This is a genomic window from Methylobacterium brachythecii, assembly GCF_014196345.1.
In the GTDB taxonomy this organism is placed as follows: domain Bacteria; phylum Pseudomonadota; class Alphaproteobacteria; order Rhizobiales; family Beijerinckiaceae; genus Methylobacterium; species Methylobacterium brachythecii.
The window spans coordinates 170,802-193,799 of record NZ_JACIDN010000001.1; the positions used below are offsets into that span (position 1 = coordinate 170,802).

The window sequence follows — 22,998 nt, forward strand, 5'->3', positions numbered from 1 at the left end:
CCGGCTCCTTGGGTTCACGCCTCTGGCGAGGGGGCTCGTTTCCGCCGCCTGCGGCGCGCCAACATGTTCAGGCCCTCGACACCCGCCGAGAAAGCCATGGCGGTGTAGATGTAGCCCTTCGGCACATGCGCACCGAAGCCCTCGGCGATCAGCGTCATGCCGATCATGATCAAGAATCCGAGAGCCAGCATCACCACCGTCGGGTTGGCCGCGATGAAGCGCGAGAGCGGGTCGGCGGCGATCAGCATCACGGTGACGGCGGCGATCACCGCCACCACCATGATCGCGACGTGGTCGGTCATGCCCACGGCGGTGATGATCGAGTCGATCGAGAAGACGAGGTCGAGCACCAGGATCTGGCCGATCGCCGCGGCGAAGCCGAGCTGCGGACCCTTCTTCTCGTCGCCACCGCCATCGGGATCGACGCTGTGATGGATCTCCTTGGTGGCCTTCCAGAGCAGGAACAGGCCGCCGGCGACGAGGATCAGGTCACGCCAGGAGAAGGATTTTCCAAGAACCGAGAAGACCGGCTCGGTAAGGTGGACGATCCAGGCGACGGTCCCGAGCAGCCCGAGCCGCAGGATCAGCGCCAGGCCGATGCCGATGCGCCGCGCCTTCGCCTGCTGGTTCTCCGGCAGGCGGTTCGTCAGGATCGAGATGAAGATCAGGTTGTCGATGCCGAGCACCACCTCCATCACCACGAGCGTCGCGAGTGCGGCCCAGGCCGTGGGGTCGGAGAGTAGGGGTAGGATGTTGTCCACGCCGGATCGGTCCTTGTCCTGATGGGCTGTGTCAGCCGTGCCCGTGCTGGTGGTGCAGGTCGGGATAGTGCGGGTGCGCATGCCGCAGCGTCTGGTGGCGATGCCGGTGCGAGTGCGGTTCCGTCACCGGTCCATCGTGCTCGTGCTGGTGATGCTCGTCGTGCACGTGGACGTGCTCGTGCTCCATCACCTCGTGGGTGTGCTCATGCTCGTGGCGCTCCGCGAGATGCAGCCAGAGACCGAGGCCCATAAACGCTCCGGCCACGATGATCTGAATCGTCACCGACTCGTGCAGCAACGCGACGGCGATGACCGCTCCGATGAACGGCGCGAGTGAGAAATAGGCCCCCGTGCGGGCAGTCCCGAGATGGCGCAGCGCCAGCATGAACAGGACGAGGCTCACCCCGACGCCCAGGAAGCCGACGACGGCCGCTGCGCCGAGGGTCATCGGCGATGGCACGGCCGCGCCCAGCAGAAGCGCCAGTGTGACGTTCATGCCGCCTGCCGCCAGCCCCTTGATGGCGGCCGTGACCACCGGATCGGCACTGGACAGCTTGCGCGTCAGGTTGTTGTCGATGCCCCAGGCCAGACAGGCGGCTGCGATGAGAATCGCTCCGGAATCGAGCCTTACGCCCGTCCCGCTCCACGACAGCACGGCTGCCCCGGCCAGGATGGCGAACGCCCCGAGCATCAGCCGGCGATCGACGTTCTCGCGGCACGCCAGCCAAGCGATGAGCATGGTGGCGAGGCCTTCGAGATTGAGCAGCAGCGAACCGGTCGTGGCCGAGGTGCGGGCCAGCCCCAGCATCAGCAGCAACGGCCCGGCAAAGCCGCCGAACAAGACGACGGCGACGAGCCACGGCACGTCGTGGCGGCGAAGGGGAGCCTCCTGCGCCGGGATGCCGAGGATCGCTCGGCCGCCATGAACGAGGGACAAGCCGATCCCCGCACCGAGGTAGAGCAGCCCCGCCAGAAGTTGCGGCGACACGTCGCCGAGCAGAAGCTTGGCGAAGGGTGCCGATGCTCCGAACAGGACGGCAGACGAGAGCGCCAGAGGCACTCCAGGCCAGAGATGCGCGTGAGAATGGGCCCGCTCGGTCATGCGGTTCGGTCACATGAAAGCGAAGCGGGGGGCTCTCGGCTGCTGCTCATGGTTCAGAACGGCATCCGGAAGCGAACCGCCGTCGACGGCCTTTCATCCTGAGGTGGCGCGAAGATCCGCACGGCTTTCGGCATCACCTTGAAATGGGCGGGCGTGTGCGTGGCGAGTTCGCCATCGGTGTTCACCGGCCGGGGTTTGCGCGTCCGCAGCACGATCTCGGTGGTGGAGAAGGCGCGCACGTCGGTGGCCTGGCCGTGCGTGCCGCGACGCAGAGCCGGCAGAAGGGCGATCAGCCGCCACCAATGATCGACTTCGAGGCTGTAGAAATCGAGCTTGCCGTCGTCGACGGTGGCGTCCTCCGACACCGTCATGCCGCCGCCATAGTGCCGGCCGTTGCCGACGGAGGCCTGGATCGTGGTCACCCGCTCCACCGTGCCGTCATGCTCGATGGTGATCGAGAAGGGCCGCGCCCGACGCAGGAGGCGGAAGGCGGCGATGGCGTAGCCGAGCGTGCCCCAGGTCTTCTTAGCTTCCGCCGTGAGTTCTCCGGCGAGATCGGCGGAGAAGCCGATGCTGGCGACGTTGAAATAATAGTGGCCGTTGACCCAGCCGAGATCGACGGGCTGCGGATCGCGCGTGGCGATGACCTGCGCCGCCGCCAATGGGTCGAGGGGCAACCCGAGCGATCGGGCGAGATCGTTAGCGGTCCCGAGCGGCAGGATGCCGAGGGGCAGCCCGGTCTCGATCAGGGCGGCCGCAGCCGCGTTCAGCGTACCGTCACCGCCGCCAAGGATGATCAGGTCGCAATCCTTGGCATGACGGACGATGGCGGCGCTGCAATCGGCCTGGGTGCCCTCGAGGCCCGCTGGCTCGACCGGTTCGATACCGCCGCTGCGCAGGCCATCTCGGATGGCGCCGAGGGGCACGCTCCCGTTGCGAGCGCGCGGATTGACCATCATCAGGGCGCGGCGCGGACGCGCGCTCGCATCGGTCATGCGAGACCCATGGCATGGACGAGGGATGAGACCAACGGATCGGCAGCCTGGATGCGCGGCGTGAGCGCGAGGCGCGAGGGGGCCCGACATCACGGTCAACGCCTCGACCGCCAGAGGGGCCCGGACCCATCTCCTACAACGTGGGGATGCTCGGGCCTGCGGCAAGGCCGCGGATCGTGGAACCTTGTCGACCAGGTCGAGAGTTGGAGGCGGAAGTGATCCCTCGCCTGTCACTGCGGCACGGCTTACATGCCTGACGTCACGATGATGCGGCCAAGCCTCGGTAACGCCATGCGCCTCTGCTCGATTCTGGCTGCGTCCTGCCTGACTGGTCTGCTGATGGCGCAGAGTCCGGCGAGTGCCGAACCGGCCTCCGGCTGGGTCGATCCTCCAGCGAAGGAGGCACTGACGCCGTCGGCCCGCTACCCGCATCGCTCGACCGAGAAGAGCCAGCGCCCGATGGCTGCACCTTCCGAGATCAGCACTGTTCCCGATCCGCGCTTCACGGATCGGGCGGCACAGGCGCAGAGGCTGGCGGGCGACTATCTCGACAGCGTCTCTTCCCGGAACGACGCCATGCTCACTTCGGCCCCGCGCTTCTACGGTGAGCGGGTGCTCTTCCATGGCCGGACCATGAGCCTCGCCGCGCTGATGGCCGAGAAGCGTCGCTTCGTCCGGCGCTGGCCGGAGCGGCGCTATCGGCTGCAGGAGGGCGCCACTCGCACGGCCTGCGACGCGGCGCGCGCCAGCTGCGTCGTGCGTACCCTCTTCGGCTTCCAGGCCGGGAGCCCGGCACGGGGCGCCCGATCGCAGGGCTTGTCGGAACTGACGCTGACCGTCAGCTTCGCGGGCGAGCGCCCGGTGATCGTCTCGGAGACGAGCCGTGTGCTGCGCCGTGGCAGCCTCGCTCTCGGTCCGGCCGAGCGTCGGGGCGGGGCCTGAGCGGCTCTTGGAGACGATGACGGGATGACGGCCGAAGCTGCCGATACGGTGCAGGAAGAGGTAAAGCGCATGGGCGGCGATCCGTCGCCGAAGCGTGGGCTCTCTCCGGATGACGACGATCGGCTGCGCGGCCTGATCCGAACGGAGCTCGAGCGCCAACACGCCATGCCGTTGGCCCGGCGAACTCTGGAACTCCTCGCCGAAGCCGAATTGGAGCCGACCTTCGAGGAGCCGGGCTACCGGGTGATCGACCGCGACGGCGAGACGCGCCTTCTCCGGGATAGCGATGCCGGAATGGACGAGGGTGGCGACGTCACTGCGCCCATGACGCTGCGTGGTCTCGTGGCCGAGCTGCGCGAGCGCCATCCTGACCTGTTCGCGACGCCGCCCGAACCGGAGACGGTCGATCCGGTCCCTCCTCCGCCGCCCGAGCCGGAGCACCACGCGCTGGCCGATGTGAAGGCCGCTGGCGCGCGCTTCGTCGAGACGCAATCGGCCCTGGCGAAATCCCTGGCGACGAACTCCGCCGAGCGCGGCCGCACTCTGGCCAACGCCGCTGGCGGACGCTTCGAGACCTGGCGCCGCCGACTTGGCGAGCGTTTCAAGACGAAGCCGACGACGGCTCCGGTCGCGAGGGCGATGGAAGAGGCTCCGGCGGAGGCCAAGCCGGACTTCATCCCGGTCGGTCCCTCGGCCGAGCCGAAGGGCGAGAGCGCTCTCGCCAGCCTCGGCAGGCGCGGCCGCGACCTCCTTCCGGTGATCGATCGGCATGCTTTCGATCTGCACCGCGTGGCCTTCCTCGGCCTCGCCACGGCCACGGCGCTGGTGGTCGGGCTGGTGGTGCTCACCACCCTGCAGCGCGGTCAGGAGGTGCCGAGTGCGCCGCCGCCGGTGGTGCAGAACCAGGAGCCGCCGAAACCGGCTGCCGAGACACGTAACGATACCGCCTCGCGCGCGCCGGAGCCGAAGCCGGCCGCCCCCGAGCCGGCCCCGGAGGATGCCGAGGCGGCGCCCGTCGAGGAGCCGCCCCGCAACCCGGGCGATCTCGCCGGAGTGCCCCAGGTGATCGACACCGCGACCTTGAAGCTCTCGGGCAAGGTCATCCATCTGTTCGGCGTCGAGTGGGTACGCGGCGGCCAGGCCGACGAGCTGGCGAAATACATTCGCGGGCGCCCCATCACCTGCCGCCCGGCGCAAGGGTCGAGTGCTTTCCTCTGCACCATAGAGGGGCGCGACCTCTCGGAGGTCGTGCTGTTCAACGGCGGCGGCCGTGCCTCTTCTGAGGCCTCTCCCGATCTCGTCGCGGCCGAAGACCACGCCCGCAGCGAGCGGCTCGGGGTGTGGAAGCGGTAGGGCGCCCTTCTTACTCATCCCCCTCAAGATGAGTGGGATCGGGAGCCGTCGGCCGCGCGAAATCTACACGAACCTCGCTCTCGATTTAGCGGAGATTAACCAAAACAGCGCTCAATGGCTGGCAGTTAAGGTTGATGTTTCCCTGACGGAAGAGTTGGCCGGTCCAGCCAGCGGGTCTGCCCTCACGGGCGACGCGACGGCCAAGCGGCCTCCGTGCGGGATACGCGTATCCGAGTACCGCCTGCATGATCGACGACGCGTACCCGTCCGGCCGCTCTGCCCGCCGCCCTCGTCGCCGCCGGTTTCGCGCCGACCTTCTCGCCATGACTGCCGCCGCGGCGATCCTCGTTGGCGCCCTGCCCCGGTTCTCGAACAGGCCCGACCCGGCTCCCGCTCCCGAGTCTGCCATGCCCGAGCCGGTGGCCACCTCTTCCATCGCCACTTCGCCCCAGCGGAATGCCTGGATGTTCGATCCGGCTCCGGTCCTCGGGCGGCGTGCCCAGGCCTTGCGCGCCGTGGCGACGTTGAACTCGGCCTTCGAACCCGTCGCCGTGCCGAAACCGGCGGCTGTCGCGGCGCTGATCGAGCGCGAACCGGTGCAGGCGCCGCGTCCTCAGGTCTCGCAGTCTCAAATCCAGCGGACGGCCCTGCTGTCTCCGCCGGTGGCGGCTCAGACCATCCCGCTGCCGATACGGCGGCCCTCCGACCTGATGGCCGTGCCGACCCCGGCCGTGGCTCGGCTCGCCGAGCGTACGGCGATGCCGCGCGCCAGGGTGGCGGCCCAGCGGAACGAGGAGGCCGAGCGGTCTTTCTTCGACACGGTGTTTGGCGCCAAGCCCGCCACCGAGGAGCAGCAGGCCCTGGCCTATGCCGGCGTCGACGCGGGCAGCCTCGGCTCGAACCCCCGCAGTTCCCCTGCGGTCCAAGCCGGCGGCGGCACGGCCGTCTACGACATCAGTGCGGGCCGGGTGACGCTGCCCAGCGGCGAAGTGCTGGAAGCCCATTCCGGCCTCGGCTCCAGCTTCGACAACCCGCGCGACGTCCACTTGCGGATGCGTGGCTCGACGCCGCCCGGCACCTACGACCTCACCGAGCGCGAGGCGTTGTTCCACGGTGTGCGGGCTTTGCGCCTGAATCCGATCGGTGGCGCCGGAGCGATCCATAACCGCAACGGCCTGCTCACCCACACCTACATGCTTGGACCCAGCGGCGCCTCGAACGGCTGCATCTCGTTCCGCAACTACCCGCGCTTCCTGAAGGCCTATCTCAGCGGTGAGGTTCGTCGGGTGGTGGTGGTGGCCGGCGCCAAGGGGGACAGGACGCCGAGCTTCGCTAGCCGGCTGTTTGGAGCCAGCGCCTCGGCGGAATGAGGCCGGGGCACGGGCACCGGGGCACCATCCGGATCGTCCGTCTTCGTCATCTGGCGGCCTTGCCGGTTTCGGCTGCGGGCTCGTGCAGGTTCGGCAGGAGCATCGTCAGGATGCCGAGCGCCGGAAGGAACGAGCAGATCGAGAAGACGAAGGAGATCCCCTTCCAGTCCGCCAGCGTTCCGAGCATCGCCGCGCCGATGCCTCCGATGCCGAAGATGAAGCCGAAGAACAGGCCCGAGACCATGCCCACGCGCCCGGGCATCAACTCCTGGCCATAGACCACGATGGCCGGGAAGGCCGAGGAGATCACGAAGCCGATCACCACGCTGAGCGCGATCGTCGGCGCCAGCCCGGCAAAGGGCAGCGCCACGGAGAACGGCAGGACGCCGAGGATCGAGACCCAGATCACGAGCTTGCGGCCGACTCTGTCGCCGATCGGACCGCCGGCGATCGTCCCGGCCGCGACGGCGGCGAAGAACACGAACTGGCAGATCTGCGCCGACTTCGTCGAAAGGCCGAACCGCTCGATCAGGTAGAAGGTGTAGTAGCTCGTGAAGCTCGCCAGGTAGATATACTTCGAAAACAATAGCGCGATCAGGACGGCGATGGCCTTCGACACCTGCCTGCGCGACAACGTGGCGTGACGGCTGGGAGCCGCGCCTGCGGTGCGGTTCGTGCGGACATTGACGCGATACCAGTGTCCGAGCCCGCTCAGGATAACGATGCCGCCGATCGCGGCGAGCGCGAACCAGGCCAGACCGCTCTGGCCCCGCGGCAGAACGACGAAGGCCGCGGCGAGCGGACCCAGAGCCGAGCCGAAATTGCCGCCGACCTGGAACAGCGACTGGGCCAGCCCGTGCGATCCGCCCGAGGCCAGGCGGGCGATGCGCGACGATTCCGGATGGAAGATCGACGAGCCGATGCCGAGCAGCATGCCGCCGACGAGCAGCAACGCGTAGCTCGGTGCGAAGGCGAGCGTCAGCAGCCCTGCCATCGACGAGGCCATGCCGAACGGCAGCGAGTACGGCATCGGTCGCCGGTCGGTGAAGTGCCCGATGAAGGGCTGCAGGATCGACGCGGTCATCTGATAGACGAAGGTCAAGAGGCCGACCTGGGCGAAGCTGAGATCGAAGCCACCCTGCAGGATCGGATAGACGGCCGGCAGCAGCGCCTGCAGCATGTCGTTCAGCAGATGGCAGATACTTGCCGCGACCAGCACGGGAAACACCGTTCGCGCGCGGTTCGGCGCGAGGGGCATGGCGGCGACGGACACGGCTGACCTCTGATGTCGTCTCTCGCGGCCTCTTTGCGGGCGGCGCGGCGGCAGGGTAGGAAGCGCCAGTGCGGCCTGCCACCAGGGTTGGGCCTGTTTCATACGCGAGTGGGCCAGCGTGCCGTCTCTGCCCATCGACGCGGTCGACCATCTGCCCCGGCCGATCATTGCGCTCGGGCGGAGCTACCCGGACGGGCACGTGATCGAGCCTCATCGGCATCGGCGCGGTCAGCTGATCTCGGGTGCCACGGGCGTGATCGTGCTCGCGACATCAGAAGGCCGATGGGTGATGCCGCCGCAGCGCGGCATGTGGATCCCGCCGGCCGTGGAGCACCGGGTCCATACGGTGGGCGCGGTCAGCATGCAGAGCCTCTACCTGGAGCCGGAGGCCGTCCCGGACCTGCCCGCGCATTGCCAAGTCGTCGGCATCTCGCCGTTCCTGCGCGCCCTGATGAGCGAGGCCCTGGAACTGCCGCTCGCATACGATCTCACCGGCCGCTCGGGAGCTCTGATGGAGCTAATCGGGCACGAGATGCGACGGTTGCCGAGCCTGCCGCTGTCGCTCCCCTATCCGGCGCATGGTGCCCTGGCGGCGCGCTGCCGGCTTTTCGTCCAGAGGCCGGAGATCCACGAGACGATCGACGACTGGAGCGGATCGCTCGGCATGAGCCGGCGTGGATTCACGCGGCTGTTCCGGCGCGAGACCGGCCTCAGCTTCGTCGCCTGGCGGCAGCAGGCCTGCCTGCTCAGCGCGATGCCCAGGCTCGCGGCGGGCGAGGCGGTGACGACGGTGGCAATGGACCTCGGCTACGAGAACCCCGCTGCCTTCACCATCATGTTCAAGCGGGCCTTTGGACGTTCGCCGTTGGCCTATCTCGGGCTCAGGAATGGGGCGCCTGCTGCCGCTCTCCGGGGAGCGTGAGGTGGCCGCGTCTTTAACGGTTGGTTAAGCATAATTCTCAACAGACCGTAAAGGATTGCCATCGCCGAAACCGGGCTGTGATGAAGACCGTCGATCTGCTCAAATCCGCCTCGAATACCCTGGCGGCTGGCCGCAGGATCACGACCGGGCAGCTCCACACGGCCTTTGAAAACATCGCCAACGCGAATTCCGCCGCGAAGACCCAGGGTGCTGAACCCTATGCGCGAAAAATCGCCGTCTTCGGCCTCGTCGTGCCGGATAGCGACAAGGATTCGGTCGGCCGGGTGGTGCGCGACCACAGCGCGTTCCGCACCCGGTACGATCCAGGCAGTGCGGGCGCCGACCAGAGCGGCTACGTCAAGCTGCCGAACGTCAACACCACCCTGGAATTCATGAACGTCCAGTCGCTGGCGCGTGCCTACGAGATGAACATGAACGCCTCCGATGCCATCGACAAATCCGCCAAGGCGACGCTGGATCTGTTGAAGTAGGCTGAGTGCCGATCGCCCGGGACGAGGCCTCCGCTCGCGTCATCCAGCGTTCGTTTTCGCGAGGGCCGCCAGAAGCGACGGCGCGGCCGCGATCAGCGCATCCGAGCCCTGCGCATCCGCCGACTGGATCGCCCTCGCGACGGCGACGATGCCGATCATCGCCGCTGCGATCACGTGGCTCGTCTGGGCCTGGGGCGCTTCGCCGTCCCGGTCGAGCGCCTGCGCGATCGTGGCGCTCAAGCGATCGAAGGATCGCGCGAAATGCTCGCGCAGATCATCGGATTGCCGGGCGGCCTCGCTGGCGGAGGCGAGCATCGGGCAGCACTGGGCGTGATTGTCGCGCTGACGGGCCGAGACATAGAAGTCGAGGATCTGATCGAGGCTCGGCGCCGCGCCGAGCGCAGCCTGCATCGATGCCTCGCTCTGGGTCTCGCCGCTGCCGAACGCGGCTGCCACGAGCCCGTCCCGTGAGCCGAAGCGCGAATAGAGCGCGCCATGCGTCATCCCCGCTTCTCGGCTCAGCTCTGCGACGCCCACCCCGTCCATGCCACGTTCGCGAAACAGACGGCCGGCGACCTGGGCAAGCCGGTCGCGGTTCTGCAGGGCCTGCTCGCGCGATACCCGAGCCATGCCGATCTCCTGGCTTTTAGATTGCGGTCATTATCAATGTGGTTATGATGATGATCGCAATCATTGGCCGACACTGCAATGGGTGTCCGAGCGGGAGCGGGATCATGGCATCGGGCATTGTTCGGCGGCTGATGACGCGTCACGGCGCCTCGACTTTCCGAGGGCGGTCGCGTCGTTCGGCCGCTCTGGTGACTTTCGCCGTACTGCTCTCGGCAGGTGGGACCGGGGCGGCCGAATCCACCAAACCTGTCGCTCCCGCGCTCGAGCAGAGGGAAACGGACGCCACCTACAATAGCTATCGCCTGCGCAGCGGCGAGGCGATCGAGCAGCTCAGGCTTCACTACGCCACCCTCGGCTCGCCCCATCGCAACGCCGCCGGCGAGATCGACAACGCCGTGCTGGTGCTGCACTGGACCGGCAATAGCGGCGCCTCGCTCCTGACCCCGGAATACAAGGCTTCGCTCTTCGCCGCCGGCAAGCCGCTCGATGCGAGCCGTTACTACCTGATCTTCCCGGACAATCTCGGCCATGGCCGTTCGACCAAGCCGAGCGACGGCCTGCGCAACCGCTTCCCCCGCTACGGCTACGGCGACATCGTCGACGTCCAGCACAGGCTCGTCACCGAGACGCTCGGCATCAGGCGCCTCCACGCCATCCTCGGCATGTCCATGGGCGGGATGAATGCCTGGCAATGGGCCGAGGCCTATCCGGATCAGGTCGGGGCGATCATGCCGGTGGTGGCGCTGCCGGTGCCGATCTCGGGCCGTAACCTGTTGTGGCGGCGCATGGCGGCGGAGAACATCCGCAACGACCCCGAGTGGAAGGCCAACGCCTATACCGGCCCGACGCGGGGTTATGCGGTCGCCCAACAATTCATCCGGCTGATGATCGACGGCGTGCCGCACTTCCAGACGACGATCCCGACGGTCACGGCCGCCGATGCCTTCATCGCGGGAATCGCCAAGCCAACCCCGTCGGCGGACCCGAACGACATCCTCTACTCGCTCGAATCCTCGCAGGATTACGACCCGCGACCGGGCTTCTCGGCGCTCCGGATGAAAGTCTTCGCCCTGAATTTCGAGGACGACGAGTTCAACCCCGACCGGCTCCAGATCCTCCAGCAGGCCGTGAAGACGCTGCCGAATGCCCGCTTCGTCGTCCAGGCCGGCAGTCCAGACTCGTATGGTCATCTGACCATGGCGCATCCCGCACTCTGGGCTGGGCATGTCGGGGCGTTCATGGACTGGATCGAGGGCCGGCCAAATAAGGCTGGTTCCCACTGAGTCAGCCTTGCCGCTGCGGAGCCCGGCGTCCTCTCTTTTCCACTTGGCACCGTCCCAGTGGGCCCAGTGGCGCGTTCGTTGCCTCATCCATGTTCGGCGACACGTTCACGGCGGTGTTATCATCCTCGCATAAGGCGCGCGGAGCCGATGTCGCCGTGACGACGACGGGTGGACGGAGGAACTGCGATGAGCCGGAAGACCGAGACGAGGCATGGCGGTGCCGTGGATGACGGCGTCCAACTGAGCCGGCGGAAGTTTCTGGAATTCGCCTCCGCGAGCCCCCTCCTCGCGCCGCAAATCGCCTCGACGATCGCCGGCCTGTCCGTGCTCGGCACATCGGAGGCATTGGCCCAGAGCTACGACGTCCTGCGCGCGGCGCCGGTCATGAACGGCGATCTCATCGCCAATCCGTCCCAGGCCCTGAACGTGTTCGATTTCGAGCCGGTGGCGAAGAACGCGCTTCCGCCGGCCCATTACGGCTATCTCGCCAGCGGCGTCGATGCCGACAAGACCCTCCAGGCCAACCGCGACGGTTTCGACAAGATCGCCATCCGCACCCGTCGCCTGATCGACGTGCGCAAGATCGACACCTCCGTGAAAATCTTCGGCGAGACCTGGGGGAGCCCGATCGCGCTGGCGCCCGTCAGCAGCGTCGGTGCCTTCAATTCCGAGGCCGAGGCGGCCGCGGCCCGGGCCTGCAAGGCCAAGGGTCACCAGATGATCCTCTCGACCGTGGGCAGCACCTCGATCGAGGATTGTATCAAGGAGCGCGGCGCGCCGATCTGGTACATGCTCTACCCGACCGACGACTGGGCCGTGACCCAGCTTCTGGTGGCGCGGGCAGAGATGGCCGGTGCCCCGGCGATCGTCCTGACCGTCGACCGCCAGGGCGGCCGCAACACCGAGACCCTGTTCCGCGACCGACGCGGCGACACCCGGACCTGCACGGATTGCCATACGCCCGGCTTCGCCAACGAGGTCAGCCGCAAGCCGATGTTCGACAACATCGACGTGTCGAAGGTGACCAACCTCTACGGCACCGGCATGACCTGGGACTACGTCAAGCGCCTGCGCAGCATCGTGAAGGGCAAGCTCGTCCTCAAGGGCATCGTCACGCACGAGGACGCCAAGACCGCCCTCGATTATGGTGTCGACGCGATCATCGTCTCGAACCACGGTGGCCGTGCCGAGGAGAGCCTGCAATCGACCATCGGCGTGCTGCCCGAGATCGTCACGGCGGTGAACGGCAAGATCCCGGTGCTCATCGACGGCGGCTTCAGGCGCGGCACCGACGTGCTCAAGGCGCTGGCGCTGGGCGCGACCGCCGTCTGCATCGGCCGCCCCTATATCTGGGGTCTCGCTGCCTTCGGCCAGCCGGGCGTGGAGATGGTGCTTACCCTCATGCAGCGCGAGTTCGAGACCATCATGCGACAGGTTGGCGCGACGAAGCTCGCGGAGATCAACGGCGCCTCCGTCACGCGGGTGTGAACCAGCGGCGGGAACCGCGGGCGGTCTCGGCGCTTCGGGTTCGGCGGTGAGCGAACCGCGATGTCGAGTGAGTCTGCCATGCGATATGCCACGCCGTTGCTGATCGCCGTGATGCTCGCTGCATCGGGCGTTTCGTCCGATGCGGAAGAGGCGAGGTCGGGACGAGGACCCGTTCCTTCCGGCGCATCGCTTCAGGATGCGGCCGTCCAGCTGGCTCACCTCTACGACGAGCTCTACGGTCAGAAGAACTTCGCCGAGATGTCGAACCTCTATGCCGAGGACGGCACGCTCGTCTCGCCGAGCGGCAAGATCGTCAGGGGGCATGACGACCTGCTGGGCTATTACCGCCAGCGCTTCGCTTCCGGTGCGTCCGGTCACAAGATCACGGTGTTGGAAACGCACGCGATCGGTGATGCAGGCTACAGCATCTCCGATTTCTCGGTCTCGGTGCCGACGAAGGCGAATGCCTCCGAGACGCATTAGGAGCACGGCCACATCGCGGCGGTCTACAGCCACAATGCGACCGGCTGGCACTATCGCCTCGTCCAGCCCAGCGTGACCCCCGAGCACGGCCACTAGAGCAGGCTGCGAAAAAGTGGAGACGGTTTTTCGCTGAAAGCCTGCTCTCACTTTTTGAATCGATCATGTTTTCTGTGTTTTGACTGATTCAGGCAAAACACAGCATGATCTTGGGGGTCGAGCGGCCCTACTGCACGCGCTGGGCCAGCACCTTGTCGATACGGCGGCCGTCCATGTCGACGACCTCCAGTCGCCAACCCTGACTGTCGACGAAATCGCCCTCGGACGGGATGCGGCCGAGTTCGACGATGACGAAGCCGGCGAGCGTGGAGAAGTCGCCGGTTCGCGGGCGATCGGAGAAGCCGAGGCGCTCGAAGGCCTCGCCGGCCGGCATCATGCCGTCGATGAGCAGCGAGCCGTCCTCGCGCTCCACCACCATGGCCTCCTCGCCGGGATCGGGAATCTCGCCGGCCATGGCTTCGAGGAGGTCCGTCTGGGTGACGATCCCCTCCAGGCTGCCGTATTCGTCCACCACGATCGCCATGCGCACCGGCTTCGTGCGAAACGCCTCCAGCACCTTGAGGATGGCGAGGCCCTCGTGAACCACGATAGGCTCGCGCATCGCCGCTTCCACGCGTAGGGGCTTGCCATCGAGGAACTGGTCGAGCAGGTCCTGCTTTCTCAGCACGCCAACCACGTGATCGATCTGGCCGCGGCTGACGACGATCTGCTCGTGGCGGCACTCGCGGATCGCCTTCACGATTTCGTCCTGATCGTCATCGAGATCGACCCAGTCGACCTCGTTCCTCGGCGTGACGATCTCGCGAATGCGGCGGTCGCCGAGCGCCAGGATGCGGGCCACCGCATCCTCCTGCGCCTCGTGCAGGAAGCCGGCCTCCTGGCTCGCCGTGACGAGGAGGCTGAGCTCGGCGGGCGAGGGCAGGTTCTCCTCGCCCGAGCCCGGCTTGAGGCCCATCAGCCGCAACACGCCGTTGCCGAGCCCGTTCAGGAACAGGATGGCCGGGCGGAAGATGGCCAGGAACAGCGAGAGCGGCCGCACGATCGCCAGCGCCGTGCGCTCGCTGCGCTGGAGCGCCAGGCTCTTGGGTGCCAGCTCGCCGAGCACGATGTGAAGCGCCGTGATCACCACGAAGGCGATAGCCACTGCGAAGGTGTGCGCGCCGATGCCGGCGAATTTCTCGGGCAGCCACGCGAAGAGCGGCTCGATCAGATGGGAGAGCGCCGGCTCGCCGACCCAGCCGAGGGCTAGAGAGGAGATGGTGATGCCGAGCTGCGTCGCGGCGAGATGCGCATCGAGCCGGTCAGTCGCCCGCTGCAGGGCGGCCGCGTTGAGCCGCCGCTCGTTGACGAGTTCCGCCACGCGGGAGCGCCGAACGGCGACGAGGGAGAACTCCGCCGCGACGAAGAACCCGTTGGCGAGGACGAGTGCCAGGACCGCCAGCAGCCCGAACCCCGTAGACCAGCCGTCGCTGAAAATCGTGTCCTCCGAGGCGTCCCGCCGCGAGAGTGCGACCACTGCCGCTTAGAGCAGGTCGCGGAAAAGTGGTAGCGGCTTGCGCGCCGCCCCGCCATCGTCGCGCAGCGAAGGCTCCGATGAGCCGGCTCAGTTCGCTCCGGAGAAGCGGTAAGTCAGGCCGGCGGTGACGAGCTGGCCTTCGCTGCGGAAGACGGCGTTGGCGGTATGGCCGAGCTGGCCGGGGCCGCCGGGACCGAAATACGGACCCATCCCATTCACCGACACGGTGCGGTTGCCGAGATCGTAGCGCAGATATTCGAGCTTGAAGGCGAGCTGGCCCGGCATCAGGCCGCCCGGCGCCATCCACTCGATCCCGCCGCCATAGACGTATCCCGTCTCGATCCCGCTGTGTCTGCCGCCGTCGTAGATCCCGCTATAGGCGCTGTTGGAGATCGTGGTCCGGGCCGAGAGTCCGACATGGCCGTAGGCGAGGCCGCCGGTGCCGTAGACCAGCACGGGACCGAGCCCATAGCCGAGCCGGCCGCGCAGGGTGCCGAGGAAGTCGAGCGACTGGTGAGCCGCGAGGCTGATGTCGTTGCCACCGAAGGAGAAGGCTGCGGTTTGGTCGCGTTGCTGCTCGGTGTAGAGCGCATCCGTCACGACGCCGACCACGAGGCCGGAGTCCACCACCGGCTGCAAGTCGTAGCCGAGGCCGCCACGCAGCACGAACGAGTTCGACGGCATGTTGACCCGGCCGACATTGCCGACGTCGATCAACATTTGCTCCAGCGCATTGGTACCGGTGGTCTTGAGATGCTGGCTGCCCGTGCGGGTGTAGCCGGCATCGAGATCGACATGGAACCCGGCCCAAACCGGCACGGGGGCCGGCGGCGGCAGGTCCACCATCGGCGGCAGGGACGAGCGCAGAGGCAGGTCGGCCGCCCAGGCCTGCCCGAAGGCCGGCACGATCGCCAGGGCGACGCCGAACCTGACAGCCGAGCGGAGGATGGAGCATGTCGCCATGCCCGGATTGTGAGGCGCTATGCTTAACGCAGGTTTACTGCAGCGATCCGAAAAGGCCGTTCAGCGACCCGAAGCCCGGATTTTCGCGAGAACCGTCGCGGTGAGCTGTCGAGGGCCATGCGCGGACCCAGGCAATCATGGTGACCGGGATCGGTGGCATTCGTCGTAAAAGCGATCTTAACCAACCGGCCCCAGGATCGCTCCGAGGACGCAGCCGTTCGCGTCGCGCGGGGAGTGGTTCCATGGCTAAGATCCAGCTCGATGCGAGGACCGAAGCGCCTCCGCTGCGCGCCGACGTTCCGCCGCTGAGTGCCGGGACCCGCCGTCACCTCGGCAAGACCCTGCGCTCCCATTTCGCCGCTACCCTCGCCGAGCCGGTCAGCGAACGGCTCGAAGCACTCCTCGCCAAGCTGCAGGCTCCGCCGCGCTGACTTTTTCCACGCTCGGTTAGGAACGATGAAGGCCACCATGATCTCGGGGATCGGGCGGCCATTTTCATTGCACCGATGAGCGTTGAAGGCGCGTGATGGCGAGCGCGTCGCGACAGTGCGAGCGCGTTTGGCGACAATCAGTCGAAGGCGACGGCGACGAGGGAGAAGAGCCCGGCGAGGGCCAGATTGCCGGCGAGGACGAGAACGATGACCGTCATGAGGAGATCGGACGCTTTGCGAAGGAATCGGGAGGCGGTGTGTAGCGGGTCGCGCGGGCCGGTGCTGCCACGCTTGCGCATCACGGGTCCCGAAACCGGCACTGGCTTTGGGTGCGATGCAACGAGGTCACGGTGTCCGTCGCGTACCGACCACACTGGGCGCGCAATGCTTGCCCGGAGCTGAATACTTCGAGGTGGGGGCGCGATTCGTCTCATAATCGTTACAATTGCGTTGAGGCATACGTTTCGCGGCCCGCCCCAGGGCTGCGGAGGGCGCCCGGCATGATCTCGGTCAGCGAAGTGGTTCTCACGGCAGCAGGATTTCTGGGAATCGGCATGGCCGGCGTCGCCGAGCGTCCCGCTCCGGTGACGGAAACCGCAGTCACCGACGAAGACGCCCCGCCCTCTACCATGAGCCTGCTGTCGCCGGGCGAGCCGTATTTCGAGGCGGTGGCGGCGGAACTGCGCAAGAGCGGCCATCTCGACGGCTGACGCCTCTTCCGCTCCCCCAAGCCATGCCTTAAGCCCGCGCGAACTCCCCCAAGACACCCGCGGACGGCATGATACGCCTCGACAAGATCGGCAAGCAGAACGGCCGTCAGATCGTCTTCATCGAGGCCTCGGCCGCGCTGCAGAAGGGCGAGAAGGCCGGCCTCGTCGGCCCGAACGGCGCCGGTAAGACCACCCTTTTCCGGCTGCTCACCGGCCAGGAGGAGCCCGACGAGGGCCAGGTCGCCTCCGAGCGCGGCACCACGATCGGCTATTTCAGCCAGGATGTCGGCGAGATGGCCGGCCGCTCCGTCGTCTCCGAGGTTATGGCCGGTGCCGGCGCCGTGAGCGATGTCGGGGCCGAACTGAAGCTCGTCGAAGCCGATCTCGCCGACCCCGACAAGGCCGACGAGATGGAGGCCATCATCGAGCGCTACGGCGAGATCCAGTCGCGCTTCGAGGAGCTCGGTGGCTACGCGCTGGAGGGCAAGGCCTACGAGGTGCTCTCCGGCCTCGGCTTCTCCCAGGAGATGATGGACGGCGACGTCGGCAAGCTCTCGGGCGGCTGGAAGATGCGCGTGGCGCTTGCCCGCATCTTGCTCATGAACCCCGACGTCATGCTGCTCGACGAGCCGTCGAACCATCTGGATCTCGAAAGCCTGATCTGGCTCGAAGACTTCCTGAAGAACTACGACGGCGCGCTGCTGATGACCTCGCACGATCGCGAGTTCATGAACCGCATCGTCGGCAAGGTCATCGAGATCGATGGCGGCCAGCTCACCACCTATTCGGGCGATTACGGCTTCTACGAGCAGCAGCGCGCGCAGAACGAGAGCCAGCAGCAGGCGCAGTTCGAGCGCCAACAGGCGATGCTGGCGAAGGAAATCAAGTTCATCGAGCGATTCAAGGCGCGCGCCTCACACGCCGCTCAAGTCCAAAGTCGTGTGAAAAAACTCGACAAGATCGAGCGGGTGGAGCCGCCGAAGCGCCGCCAGAGCGTGGCCTTCGAGTTCCAGCCCGCCCCGCGATCCGGCGACGACGTCGTCATGATCAAGAACGTGCACAAGAGCTACGGCAGCCGGACGATCTACGAGGGGCTGGACTTCTCGATCCGGAGGCGGGAGCGCTGGTGCGTGATGGGCATCAACGGCGCCGGCAAGTCGACGCTCCTGAAGCTCGTCACCGGCACTGCCGCGCCCGATGCCGGCACGGTCACGGTCGGCGGCAGCGTGAAGCTCGGCTACTTCGCCCAGCACGCCATGGACCTGCTCGACGGCGACCTCACCATCTTCGAGGATCTGGAATCGAGCTTCCCGCAGGCCGGGCAAGGGTCGCTGCGCGCGCTCGCTGGTGCCTTCGGCTTCTCCGGTGACGACGTCGAAAAGCGCTGCCGTGTGCTCTCCGGTGGCGAGAAGGCCCGGCTGGTGATGGCCAAGATGCTCTACGACCCGCCGAACTTCCTGGTGCTCGACGAGCCGACCAACCACCTCGACATCGCCACCAAGGAGATGCTGATCACGGCGCTCTCGAACTACGAGGGCACCATGCTCTTCGTGAGCCACGACCGGCACTTCCTCGCCGCGCTCTCGAACCGGCTGCTGGAGCTGACGCCCGAGGGCATCCACCAGTACGGCGGGGGGTATACCGAGTACGTCGCGCGCACCGGACAAGAGGCACCCGGACTGAGAAGCTGAAGGCGCCTGGCCGAGTTCTCCCAACCCGGACAGCGCATTCGAAAAAGGCTTCTCTCGCCAAGGCGCCCGGCTCCGCTTAAACCGGCCTCCATGCAGACGAAATCCGATGTCCTGGCCGCGATCGGCTGCACTCCGCTGATCCGGCTCGCCCGCGCCTCCGAGGAGACGGGCTGCACCATTCTCGGCAAGGCCGAGTTCCTGAATCCGGGCCTCTCGGTGAAGGACCGTGCGGCGCTCTCCATCGTGCAGGATGCCGAGGCGAAGGGCTTGATCCGGCCCGGTGGTACCATCGTCGAGGGCACGGCCGGCAATACTGGAATCGGGCTGGCCTTGGTGGCGGCGGTGCGCGGCTATCGCACGGTCATCGTCATCCCCGAGACCCAGTCGGCCGAGAAGAAGGCCACGCTCCGGCTCGCGGGCGCACGCCTCGTCGAGGTGCCGGCCGTGCCCTTCTCGAACCCCAACAACTACGTGCACGCCGCGCGTCGTCTCGCCGAGAAGCTGGCGGCGACGGAGCCGGCAGGCGCCTTCTTTGCCGACCAGTTCGACAACGTCGCCAACCGGCGGGCCCATGTCGAGCATACCGGTCCGGAGATCTTCGAGCAGACGGACGGCACGGTCGATGGCTTCGTCTGCGCCTGCGGCACCGGCGGTACCCTCGCAGGCATCGCCGAAGCCTTGCGGGCGCGGAAGCCCGGCGTGACCATCGCCCTGTCCGATCCCGATGGCTCGGCGCTGCACGCCTACTACACGACGGGTACGCTCAAGGCCGAAGGCTCCTCGATCACGGAGGGCATTGGCCAGGGCCGCATCACGAAGAACCTCGAGGGTTTCAAGCCGGATCTCTCGTTCCGCATCCCGGATACCGAGGCCGTGGCTGAGGTCTTCCATCTGATGCAGGAGGAGGGGCTCAGTCTCGGTGGTTCCTCGGGCATCAACGTCGCCGGTGCGATCCGGCTGGCCCGCCATCTCGGCCCCGGTCACACCATCGTGACCATCCTGTGCGACGGCGCGGCGCGCTACGCGTCGAAGCTGTTCAACCCCGACTTCCTGAAGGAAAAGGGCCTGCCGACCCCGGATTGGCTCGCTGCCGAGGCCGGCGGGCTGCCCGATTGGCGGGTCGAGGCGTAAACGGCGGGGAAACTTCGAAAAATCGTGTGAACGTTATGCGACGTCGCGGCGTTTGAACGGTTCAGCTCAGGCGACGGTGCCCGAGCATTCGGAGTTCGTGTCGATGGTCACCATCATTCTCATCATCCTGATTCTGATGCTGTTTGGCGGCGGCAACTTTCTCGGTGGTGGTGCTTATCGTGGCCCCGGCTTCGGTCTCGGCGGCATTCTGCTCATCGTCCTGATCGTGCTTTTGCTGACCGGACGAATCTGAGCGCCCGCCGGCGCGAATGTTTCACGTGAAGCATTTCTTAACCGAAGCCGCAGGTCCGCCTGCGGCTTCGGTCATTGAGCGGCCGTCGTTCCGTTCTTGCGTACACTCAGCCAGGATGCCCCCAGCACCACGACGCTGACGGAGGCGATCAATAGCGTCGACGCCGCGTTGATCTCTGGGTTCACGCCGAGCCGGACCTGGCTGTAGAGCCGCATCGGCAGGGTGGTCGCCCCCGGCCCGGAAACGAAGCTCGCAATGACGAGATCGTCGAGCGAGAGCGTGAAGGCGAGCAGGAAGCCCGCGGCGAGCGATGGTGCCAGCAGCGGCAGCGTCACCGTGAAGAACACGCGGAGGGGACTGGCGCCGAGATCCGCAGCGGCCTCCTCGATGGAGCGATCGAGCCCCTTCAATCGTGCGCCGACGATCACCGCGACGAAGCCGGTGCCGAAGGTGGCATGGGCGATCACGATGGTCGGGATGCCCCGTTCCATGTCGATGCCGACGAAAAGCAGCAGCAGAGACAGTCCGGTGATCACCTCGGGCATCACCATCGGCGCATAGAGGAGGCCGGTGAAGGCGCCTCGCCCGGCGAAGCGACCGTGCCGATCGAGGGCCAGAGCGGCCAGCGTACCGAGCATCGCGGCGATGGTCGCGGAGAGCGCGGCCACTTTCAGGGAGACCAGGGCGGAGGCGAGAAGGGGGCCGTCGCTCAAGAGCACGCCATACCAGCGCGTCGAGAACCCGCCCCACACCGTCACCAGCCGCGAGTCGTTGAACGAGTAGACGACGAGCACCAGGATCGGCGCGTAGAGGAAACCGAGACCGAGCGTCAGCGTGATGCGATTGAAGGCGGTCACCGCAGCGCCTCCTCCCGCTTCTCCTCCGCCCCGCGAAAGATCACGACGGGGCCGACGATCAGGATCAGCAGCAGCACCGCCACCGCAGAGGCGATGGGCCAGTCGCGGTTCGAGAAGAACTCGATCCAGAGCATGCGCCCGAGCATCAGGGTCTCGGAGCCGCCGAGCAGGTCGGGGATGATGAACTCGCCGACCATCGGGATGAAGCAGAGCAGCGCTCCGGCGACCAGCCCGGGCATAGCGAGCGGCAGCGTCACCGTGCGGAACACGCGGGTGCGAGAGGCACCGAGATCGGCAGCAGCTTCCGGCAATGAGGAATCGAGCCGGCTCATCACCGCGTAGAGCGGCAGCACCATGAAAGGCAGGTAGGCGTAGGTGAGCCCGATCATCACCGCGAGCGGCGTGTTCAGGATCTCCAGCGGCTGCGCGATCAGTCCGAACTTCAACAGCCCGGCGTTGAGCAGGCCCTCGGGCTTCAGAATCGCGATCCAGGCATAGATCCGGATCAGAAAGCTCGTCCAGAACGGCACCACGACCAGCGCGACGAGAAGAGGCTGCACACGCTCACTCGCCCGCGCCATCGCAAGCGCCATTGGCGTGCCGATCAGGATGAGGATGACCGTCGCCGTGGCCGCGTAGGCCAGCGACGACACCGTTGCCTCCCAATAGAGAGAGTCGGCCGCCAGCATCTGATAGTTGGTGAGATCGAGCGCGTAGAAGAATTCGCGCCAGCCCTCCAGGCCATTGCTCCAGTCGATCACCGGCAGATAGGGCGGCTGGGCGGTGGCCGGTGTCGAAAAGCTGATCTTCACGGTGATGACGAAGGGCACCAGGAAGAACAGGCTGAGCCAGACGAACGGGACTGCCCGCACCAGCCAGCGGCCCGACGGACGAACGGCGTTCCCGCTCATGCCGGCAGGATCCAGCCGGCCTCAGGCGCAAAGCCGAGGCTGACGGGCTGGCCGATGCCGAGATCCCCAGGATCTCCGGGGAGAGCCGTGCTGGCACGGAGCACGGTGCCATCCGCCAGGCGGATCTGCCGCCGCACCCGGTCGCCGAGAAAGGCGACGTCGACGAGCGTACCGGTCAGGATGGTGTCGCCGTCGCCGAGCCGTAGTCGCTCCGGTCGCAGAGCGACCACGACGGACGTCTCGGAGGCGGCGCTGGCCACGGCCGGCGAGGGCACAGCGCGCAGGGGGCCGAAAGCCGTGCAGACGCTGCGCGATTCCCCTTCCCCCGGTTCGAGCGTGCCCGCGATCAGGTTCACATCACCGAGGAGACCGGCCACGAAGCGGCTGGCCGGGCGCTCGTAGAGTTCACGGGCCGGCCCCGCCTGCACGATCCGGCCGCGATCCATCACGACGATGCGATCGGCCAGCGCCATCGCCTCCTCGGGATCGTGAGTTACCACCATGAAGCTGGTGCCCAGACGGCGCTGAATGGCGCGCAACTCTCCTTGCGTCTCCTCGCGCAGGGTCCGGTCGAGTGCGCCCAGCGGCTCGTCGAGCAGGAGAAGTCGTGGCTCGCGGGCTAGCGCCCGAGCGAGGGCGACGCGCTGGCGCTGTCCGCCCGAGAGCTTGTCGGGGCGCCGATCCTCGAAGCCTTCGAGCTTCACCAGACGCAGGAGTGACTGAACCCGCTCGGTGATCCGCGAGCGGTCGAGCCCCAGCCCCTGCAGCCCGTAGGCGAGGTTCTTGGCCACGCTCATATGCGGGAACAGCGCATAGGACTGGAACATCATGTTCACCGGCCGCTGATGCGGCGGCAGGCCGATCAGATCCTGACCGTGGAGGGTGATGGCGCCGGCATCCGGCGTCTCGAACCCGGCGAGCATGCGCAGCAGCGTGCTCTTTCCGCAGCCCGAGGGCCCGAGCAGGCAGAGAAACTCGCCGGCCGCGAGGTCGAGCGAGACCGCGTCGACGGCCCGATGAGCGCCGAACGTCTTGGTGACGCCGTCGATGCGCAACAGGGGCGCAGCGGTGAGGGGAGACGGAGCCTGCAACTTCGAAGCGGACCTGGCACGCCACGGATATGGTCAAGCTATACCCGAAGCGGCTCACGTGCCATGGCCGAGCGCACGGTCACGCTTCGGCCGGCGTCGAGAGGGGAGCTGAGATGGTCTGGCCTCGCCGCAGCGTCTTCTTGGGGCTGTCTACGATGCTGCTGTCGGTCGCCGCCCAGGCTCAGGCTCTCGTCGGAGCACCCTTGCCCACCCCCGGCGGCGTTGCTTCGCCCCCTCCTCCCAAGGCAACCGAGCGCTCTGCGGCCGAGATTCCATCTGTCGAAATACTTGTCC

General features: G+C 67.1%; 24 protein-coding genes. 13 read left to right on the plus strand and 11 right to left on the minus strand.

Annotation, left to right across the window (positions count from 1 at the left end; genetic code table 11):
- Window positions 1–14 precede the first annotated feature (14 nt).
- Genes GGR33_RS00785 through GGR33_RS00795 form a run of 3 tightly spaced genes read right to left on the minus strand, consistent with a single transcriptional unit; the run spans window position 15 to window position 2,858 of the window.
- Window positions 15–842, minus strand: coding sequence for a TerC family protein (locus GGR33_RS00785; RefSeq protein ID WP_210301794.1), 828 nt, complete (start codon window positions 840–842; stop codon window positions 15–17).
- Window positions 793–1,863, minus strand: coding sequence for a DMT family transporter (locus GGR33_RS00790; protein ID WP_183501482.1), 1,071 nt, complete (start codon window positions 1,861–1,863; stop codon window positions 793–795). Before GGR33_RS00790 ends, GGR33_RS00785 begins: the two co-directional genes overlap by 50 nt.
- A gap of 53 nt (window positions 1,864–1,916) precedes the next feature.
- Window positions 1,917–2,858, minus strand: a complete 942-nt coding sequence (locus tag GGR33_RS00795; RefSeq protein ID WP_183501483.1) for a lipid kinase — start codon at window positions 2,856–2,858, stop codon at window positions 1,917–1,919.
- 249 nt (window positions 2,859–3,107) lie between these two features.
- Here GGR33_RS00795 and GGR33_RS00800 point away from each other — a divergent pair, with 249 nt between their 5' ends.
- The 3 genes from GGR33_RS00800 (at window position 3,108) to GGR33_RS00810 (ending at window position 6,523) form a co-directional block, all read left to right on the plus strand.
- Window positions 3,108–3,800: a hypothetical protein gene (locus GGR33_RS00800; protein ID WP_246412698.1), complete on the plus strand. Its 693-nt coding sequence runs from the start codon at window positions 3,108–3,110 to the stop codon at window positions 3,798–3,800.
- A 24-nt stretch (window positions 3,801–3,824) separates the two neighbouring features.
- Window positions 3,825–5,153: a thermonuclease family protein gene (locus tag GGR33_RS00805; RefSeq protein WP_183501484.1), complete on the plus strand. Its 1,329-nt coding sequence runs from the start codon at window positions 3,825–3,827 to the stop codon at window positions 5,151–5,153.
- 245 nt (window positions 5,154–5,398) lie between these two features.
- Entirely contained in the window at window positions 5,399–6,523 is a 1,125-nt protein-coding gene (locus GGR33_RS00810) for a DUF2778 domain-containing protein (RefSeq protein WP_183501485.1), read from the plus strand.
- Window positions 6,524–6,569: 46 nt separating this feature from the next.
- Here the strand turns inward: GGR33_RS00810 and GGR33_RS00815 are convergent, their stop codons facing one another.
- Window positions 6,570–7,781: an MFS transporter gene (locus tag GGR33_RS00815; RefSeq protein ID WP_183502101.1), complete on the minus strand. Its 1,212-nt coding sequence runs from the start codon at window positions 7,779–7,781 to the stop codon at window positions 6,570–6,572.
- A gap of 133 nt (window positions 7,782–7,914) precedes the next feature.
- On the opposite strand from GGR33_RS00815, the gene GGR33_RS00820 reads away from it, so the two are divergent.
- Together GGR33_RS00820 and GGR33_RS00825 are read left to right on the plus strand one after the other, a co-directional pair.
- Complete coding sequence (locus GGR33_RS00820; RefSeq protein ID WP_183501486.1) at window positions 7,915–8,718, plus strand: AraC family transcriptional regulator; 804 nt, start codon at window positions 7,915–7,917, stop codon at window positions 8,716–8,718.
- An 80-nt stretch (window positions 8,719–8,798) separates the two neighbouring features.
- A complete protein-coding gene (locus tag GGR33_RS00825; RefSeq protein ID WP_183501487.1) occupies window positions 8,799–9,209 on the plus strand; it encodes a flagellar basal body rod C-terminal domain-containing protein in 411 nt (136 codons plus the stop codon).
- A 39-nt stretch (window positions 9,210–9,248) separates the two neighbouring features.
- On the opposite strand, the gene GGR33_RS00830 is transcribed toward GGR33_RS00825, so the two are convergent.
- Window positions 9,249–9,839 carry a TetR/AcrR family transcriptional regulator gene (locus tag GGR33_RS00830; RefSeq protein ID WP_183501488.1) on the minus strand — a complete coding sequence of 197 codons (591 nt, stop codon included), beginning with the start codon at window positions 9,837–9,839 and terminating at the stop codon, window positions 9,249–9,251.
- A 104-nt stretch (window positions 9,840–9,943) separates the two neighbouring features.
- Between GGR33_RS00830 and GGR33_RS00835 the strand changes: the two genes are divergently transcribed.
- From GGR33_RS00835 to GGR33_RS00845, 3 genes are all read left to right on the plus strand, one after another.
- Window positions 9,944–11,122, plus strand: a complete 1,179-nt coding sequence (locus GGR33_RS00835) for an alpha/beta fold hydrolase (protein WP_210301795.1) — start codon at window positions 9,944–9,946, stop codon at window positions 11,120–11,122.
- A 186-nt stretch (window positions 11,123–11,308) separates the two neighbouring features.
- Window positions 11,309–12,610, plus strand: coding sequence for an alpha-hydroxy acid oxidase (locus GGR33_RS00840; protein ID WP_183501489.1), 1,302 nt, complete (start codon window positions 11,309–11,311; stop codon window positions 12,608–12,610).
- Window positions 12,611–12,688: 78 nt separating this feature from the next.
- Window positions 12,689–13,093 (plus strand): YybH family protein, encoded by a 405-nt coding sequence (locus GGR33_RS00845; RefSeq protein ID WP_183501490.1) that lies wholly within the window; start codon window positions 12,689–12,691, stop codon window positions 13,091–13,093.
- A gap of 223 nt (window positions 13,094–13,316) precedes the next feature.
- Here the strand turns inward: GGR33_RS00845 and GGR33_RS00850 are convergent, their stop codons facing one another.
- Complete coding sequence (locus GGR33_RS00850) at window positions 13,317–14,582, minus strand: hemolysin family protein (protein WP_183502105.1); 1,266 nt, start codon at window positions 14,580–14,582, stop codon at window positions 13,317–13,319.
- A gap of 171 nt (window positions 14,583–14,753) precedes the next feature.
- Window positions 14,754–15,629: an outer membrane protein gene (locus GGR33_RS00855; RefSeq protein ID WP_183501491.1), complete on the minus strand. Its 876-nt coding sequence runs from the start codon at window positions 15,627–15,629 to the stop codon at window positions 14,754–14,756.
- Window positions 15,630–15,871: 242 nt separating this feature from the next.
- Between GGR33_RS00855 and GGR33_RS00860 the strand changes: the two genes are divergently transcribed.
- Window positions 15,872–16,060, plus strand: coding sequence for a hypothetical protein (locus tag GGR33_RS00860; protein WP_183501492.1), 189 nt, complete (start codon window positions 15,872–15,874; stop codon window positions 16,058–16,060).
- A gap of 137 nt (window positions 16,061–16,197) precedes the next feature.
- On the opposite strand, the gene GGR33_RS00865 is transcribed toward GGR33_RS00860, so the two are convergent.
- Window positions 16,198–16,359, minus strand: coding sequence for a hypothetical protein (locus GGR33_RS00865; RefSeq protein WP_183501493.1), 162 nt, complete (start codon window positions 16,357–16,359; stop codon window positions 16,198–16,200).
- Between the two features lie 201 nt (window positions 16,360–16,560).
- On the opposite strand from GGR33_RS00865, the gene GGR33_RS00870 reads away from it, so the two are divergent.
- The 4 genes from GGR33_RS00870 to GGR33_RS00885 all read left to right on the plus strand — a co-directional run bounded on the left by GGR33_RS00870 (window position 16,561) and on the right by GGR33_RS00885 (window position 19,845).
- A complete protein-coding gene (locus GGR33_RS00870; RefSeq protein WP_183501494.1) occupies window positions 16,561–16,770 on the plus strand; it encodes a hypothetical protein in 210 nt (69 codons plus the stop codon).
- 68 nt (window positions 16,771–16,838) lie between these two features.
- Window positions 16,839–18,461 carry an ABC-F family ATP-binding cassette domain-containing protein gene (locus GGR33_RS00875; RefSeq protein WP_183501495.1) on the plus strand — a complete coding sequence of 541 codons (1,623 nt, stop codon included), beginning with the start codon at window positions 16,839–16,841 and terminating at the stop codon, window positions 18,459–18,461.
- Window positions 18,462–18,551: 90 nt separating this feature from the next.
- On the plus strand, window positions 18,552–19,592 hold the full coding sequence (locus tag GGR33_RS00880; RefSeq protein ID WP_183501496.1) for a cysteine synthase A: 1,041 nt from the start codon (window positions 18,552–18,554) through the stop codon (window positions 19,590–19,592).
- 103 nt (window positions 19,593–19,695) lie between these two features.
- Window positions 19,696–19,845: a DUF3309 domain-containing protein gene (locus GGR33_RS00885; protein ID WP_210301796.1), complete on the plus strand. Its 150-nt coding sequence runs from the start codon at window positions 19,696–19,698 to the stop codon at window positions 19,843–19,845.
- 71 nt (window positions 19,846–19,916) lie between these two features.
- Here GGR33_RS00885 and GGR33_RS00890 read toward each other — a convergent pair whose 3' ends face one another.
- From GGR33_RS00890 to GGR33_RS00900, 3 genes are read right to left on the minus strand one after another with little or no spacing between them, the layout of a single operon-like run.
- Window positions 19,917–20,702 carry an ABC transporter permease subunit gene (locus GGR33_RS00890; protein WP_183501498.1) on the minus strand — a complete coding sequence of 262 codons (786 nt, stop codon included), beginning with the start codon at window positions 20,700–20,702 and terminating at the stop codon, window positions 19,917–19,919.
- A complete protein-coding gene (locus GGR33_RS00895) occupies window positions 20,699–21,613 on the minus strand; it encodes an ABC transporter permease (protein ID WP_183501499.1) in 915 nt (304 codons plus the stop codon). Before GGR33_RS00895 ends, GGR33_RS00890 begins: the two co-directional genes overlap by 4 nt.
- Window positions 21,610–22,704, minus strand: coding sequence for an ABC transporter ATP-binding protein (locus GGR33_RS00900; RefSeq protein ID WP_183501500.1), 1,095 nt, complete (start codon window positions 22,702–22,704; stop codon window positions 21,610–21,612). The genes GGR33_RS00895 and GGR33_RS00900 overlap by 4 nt, the downstream gene beginning before the upstream one ends.
- Between the last annotated feature and the right edge of the window lie 294 nt (window positions 22,705–22,998).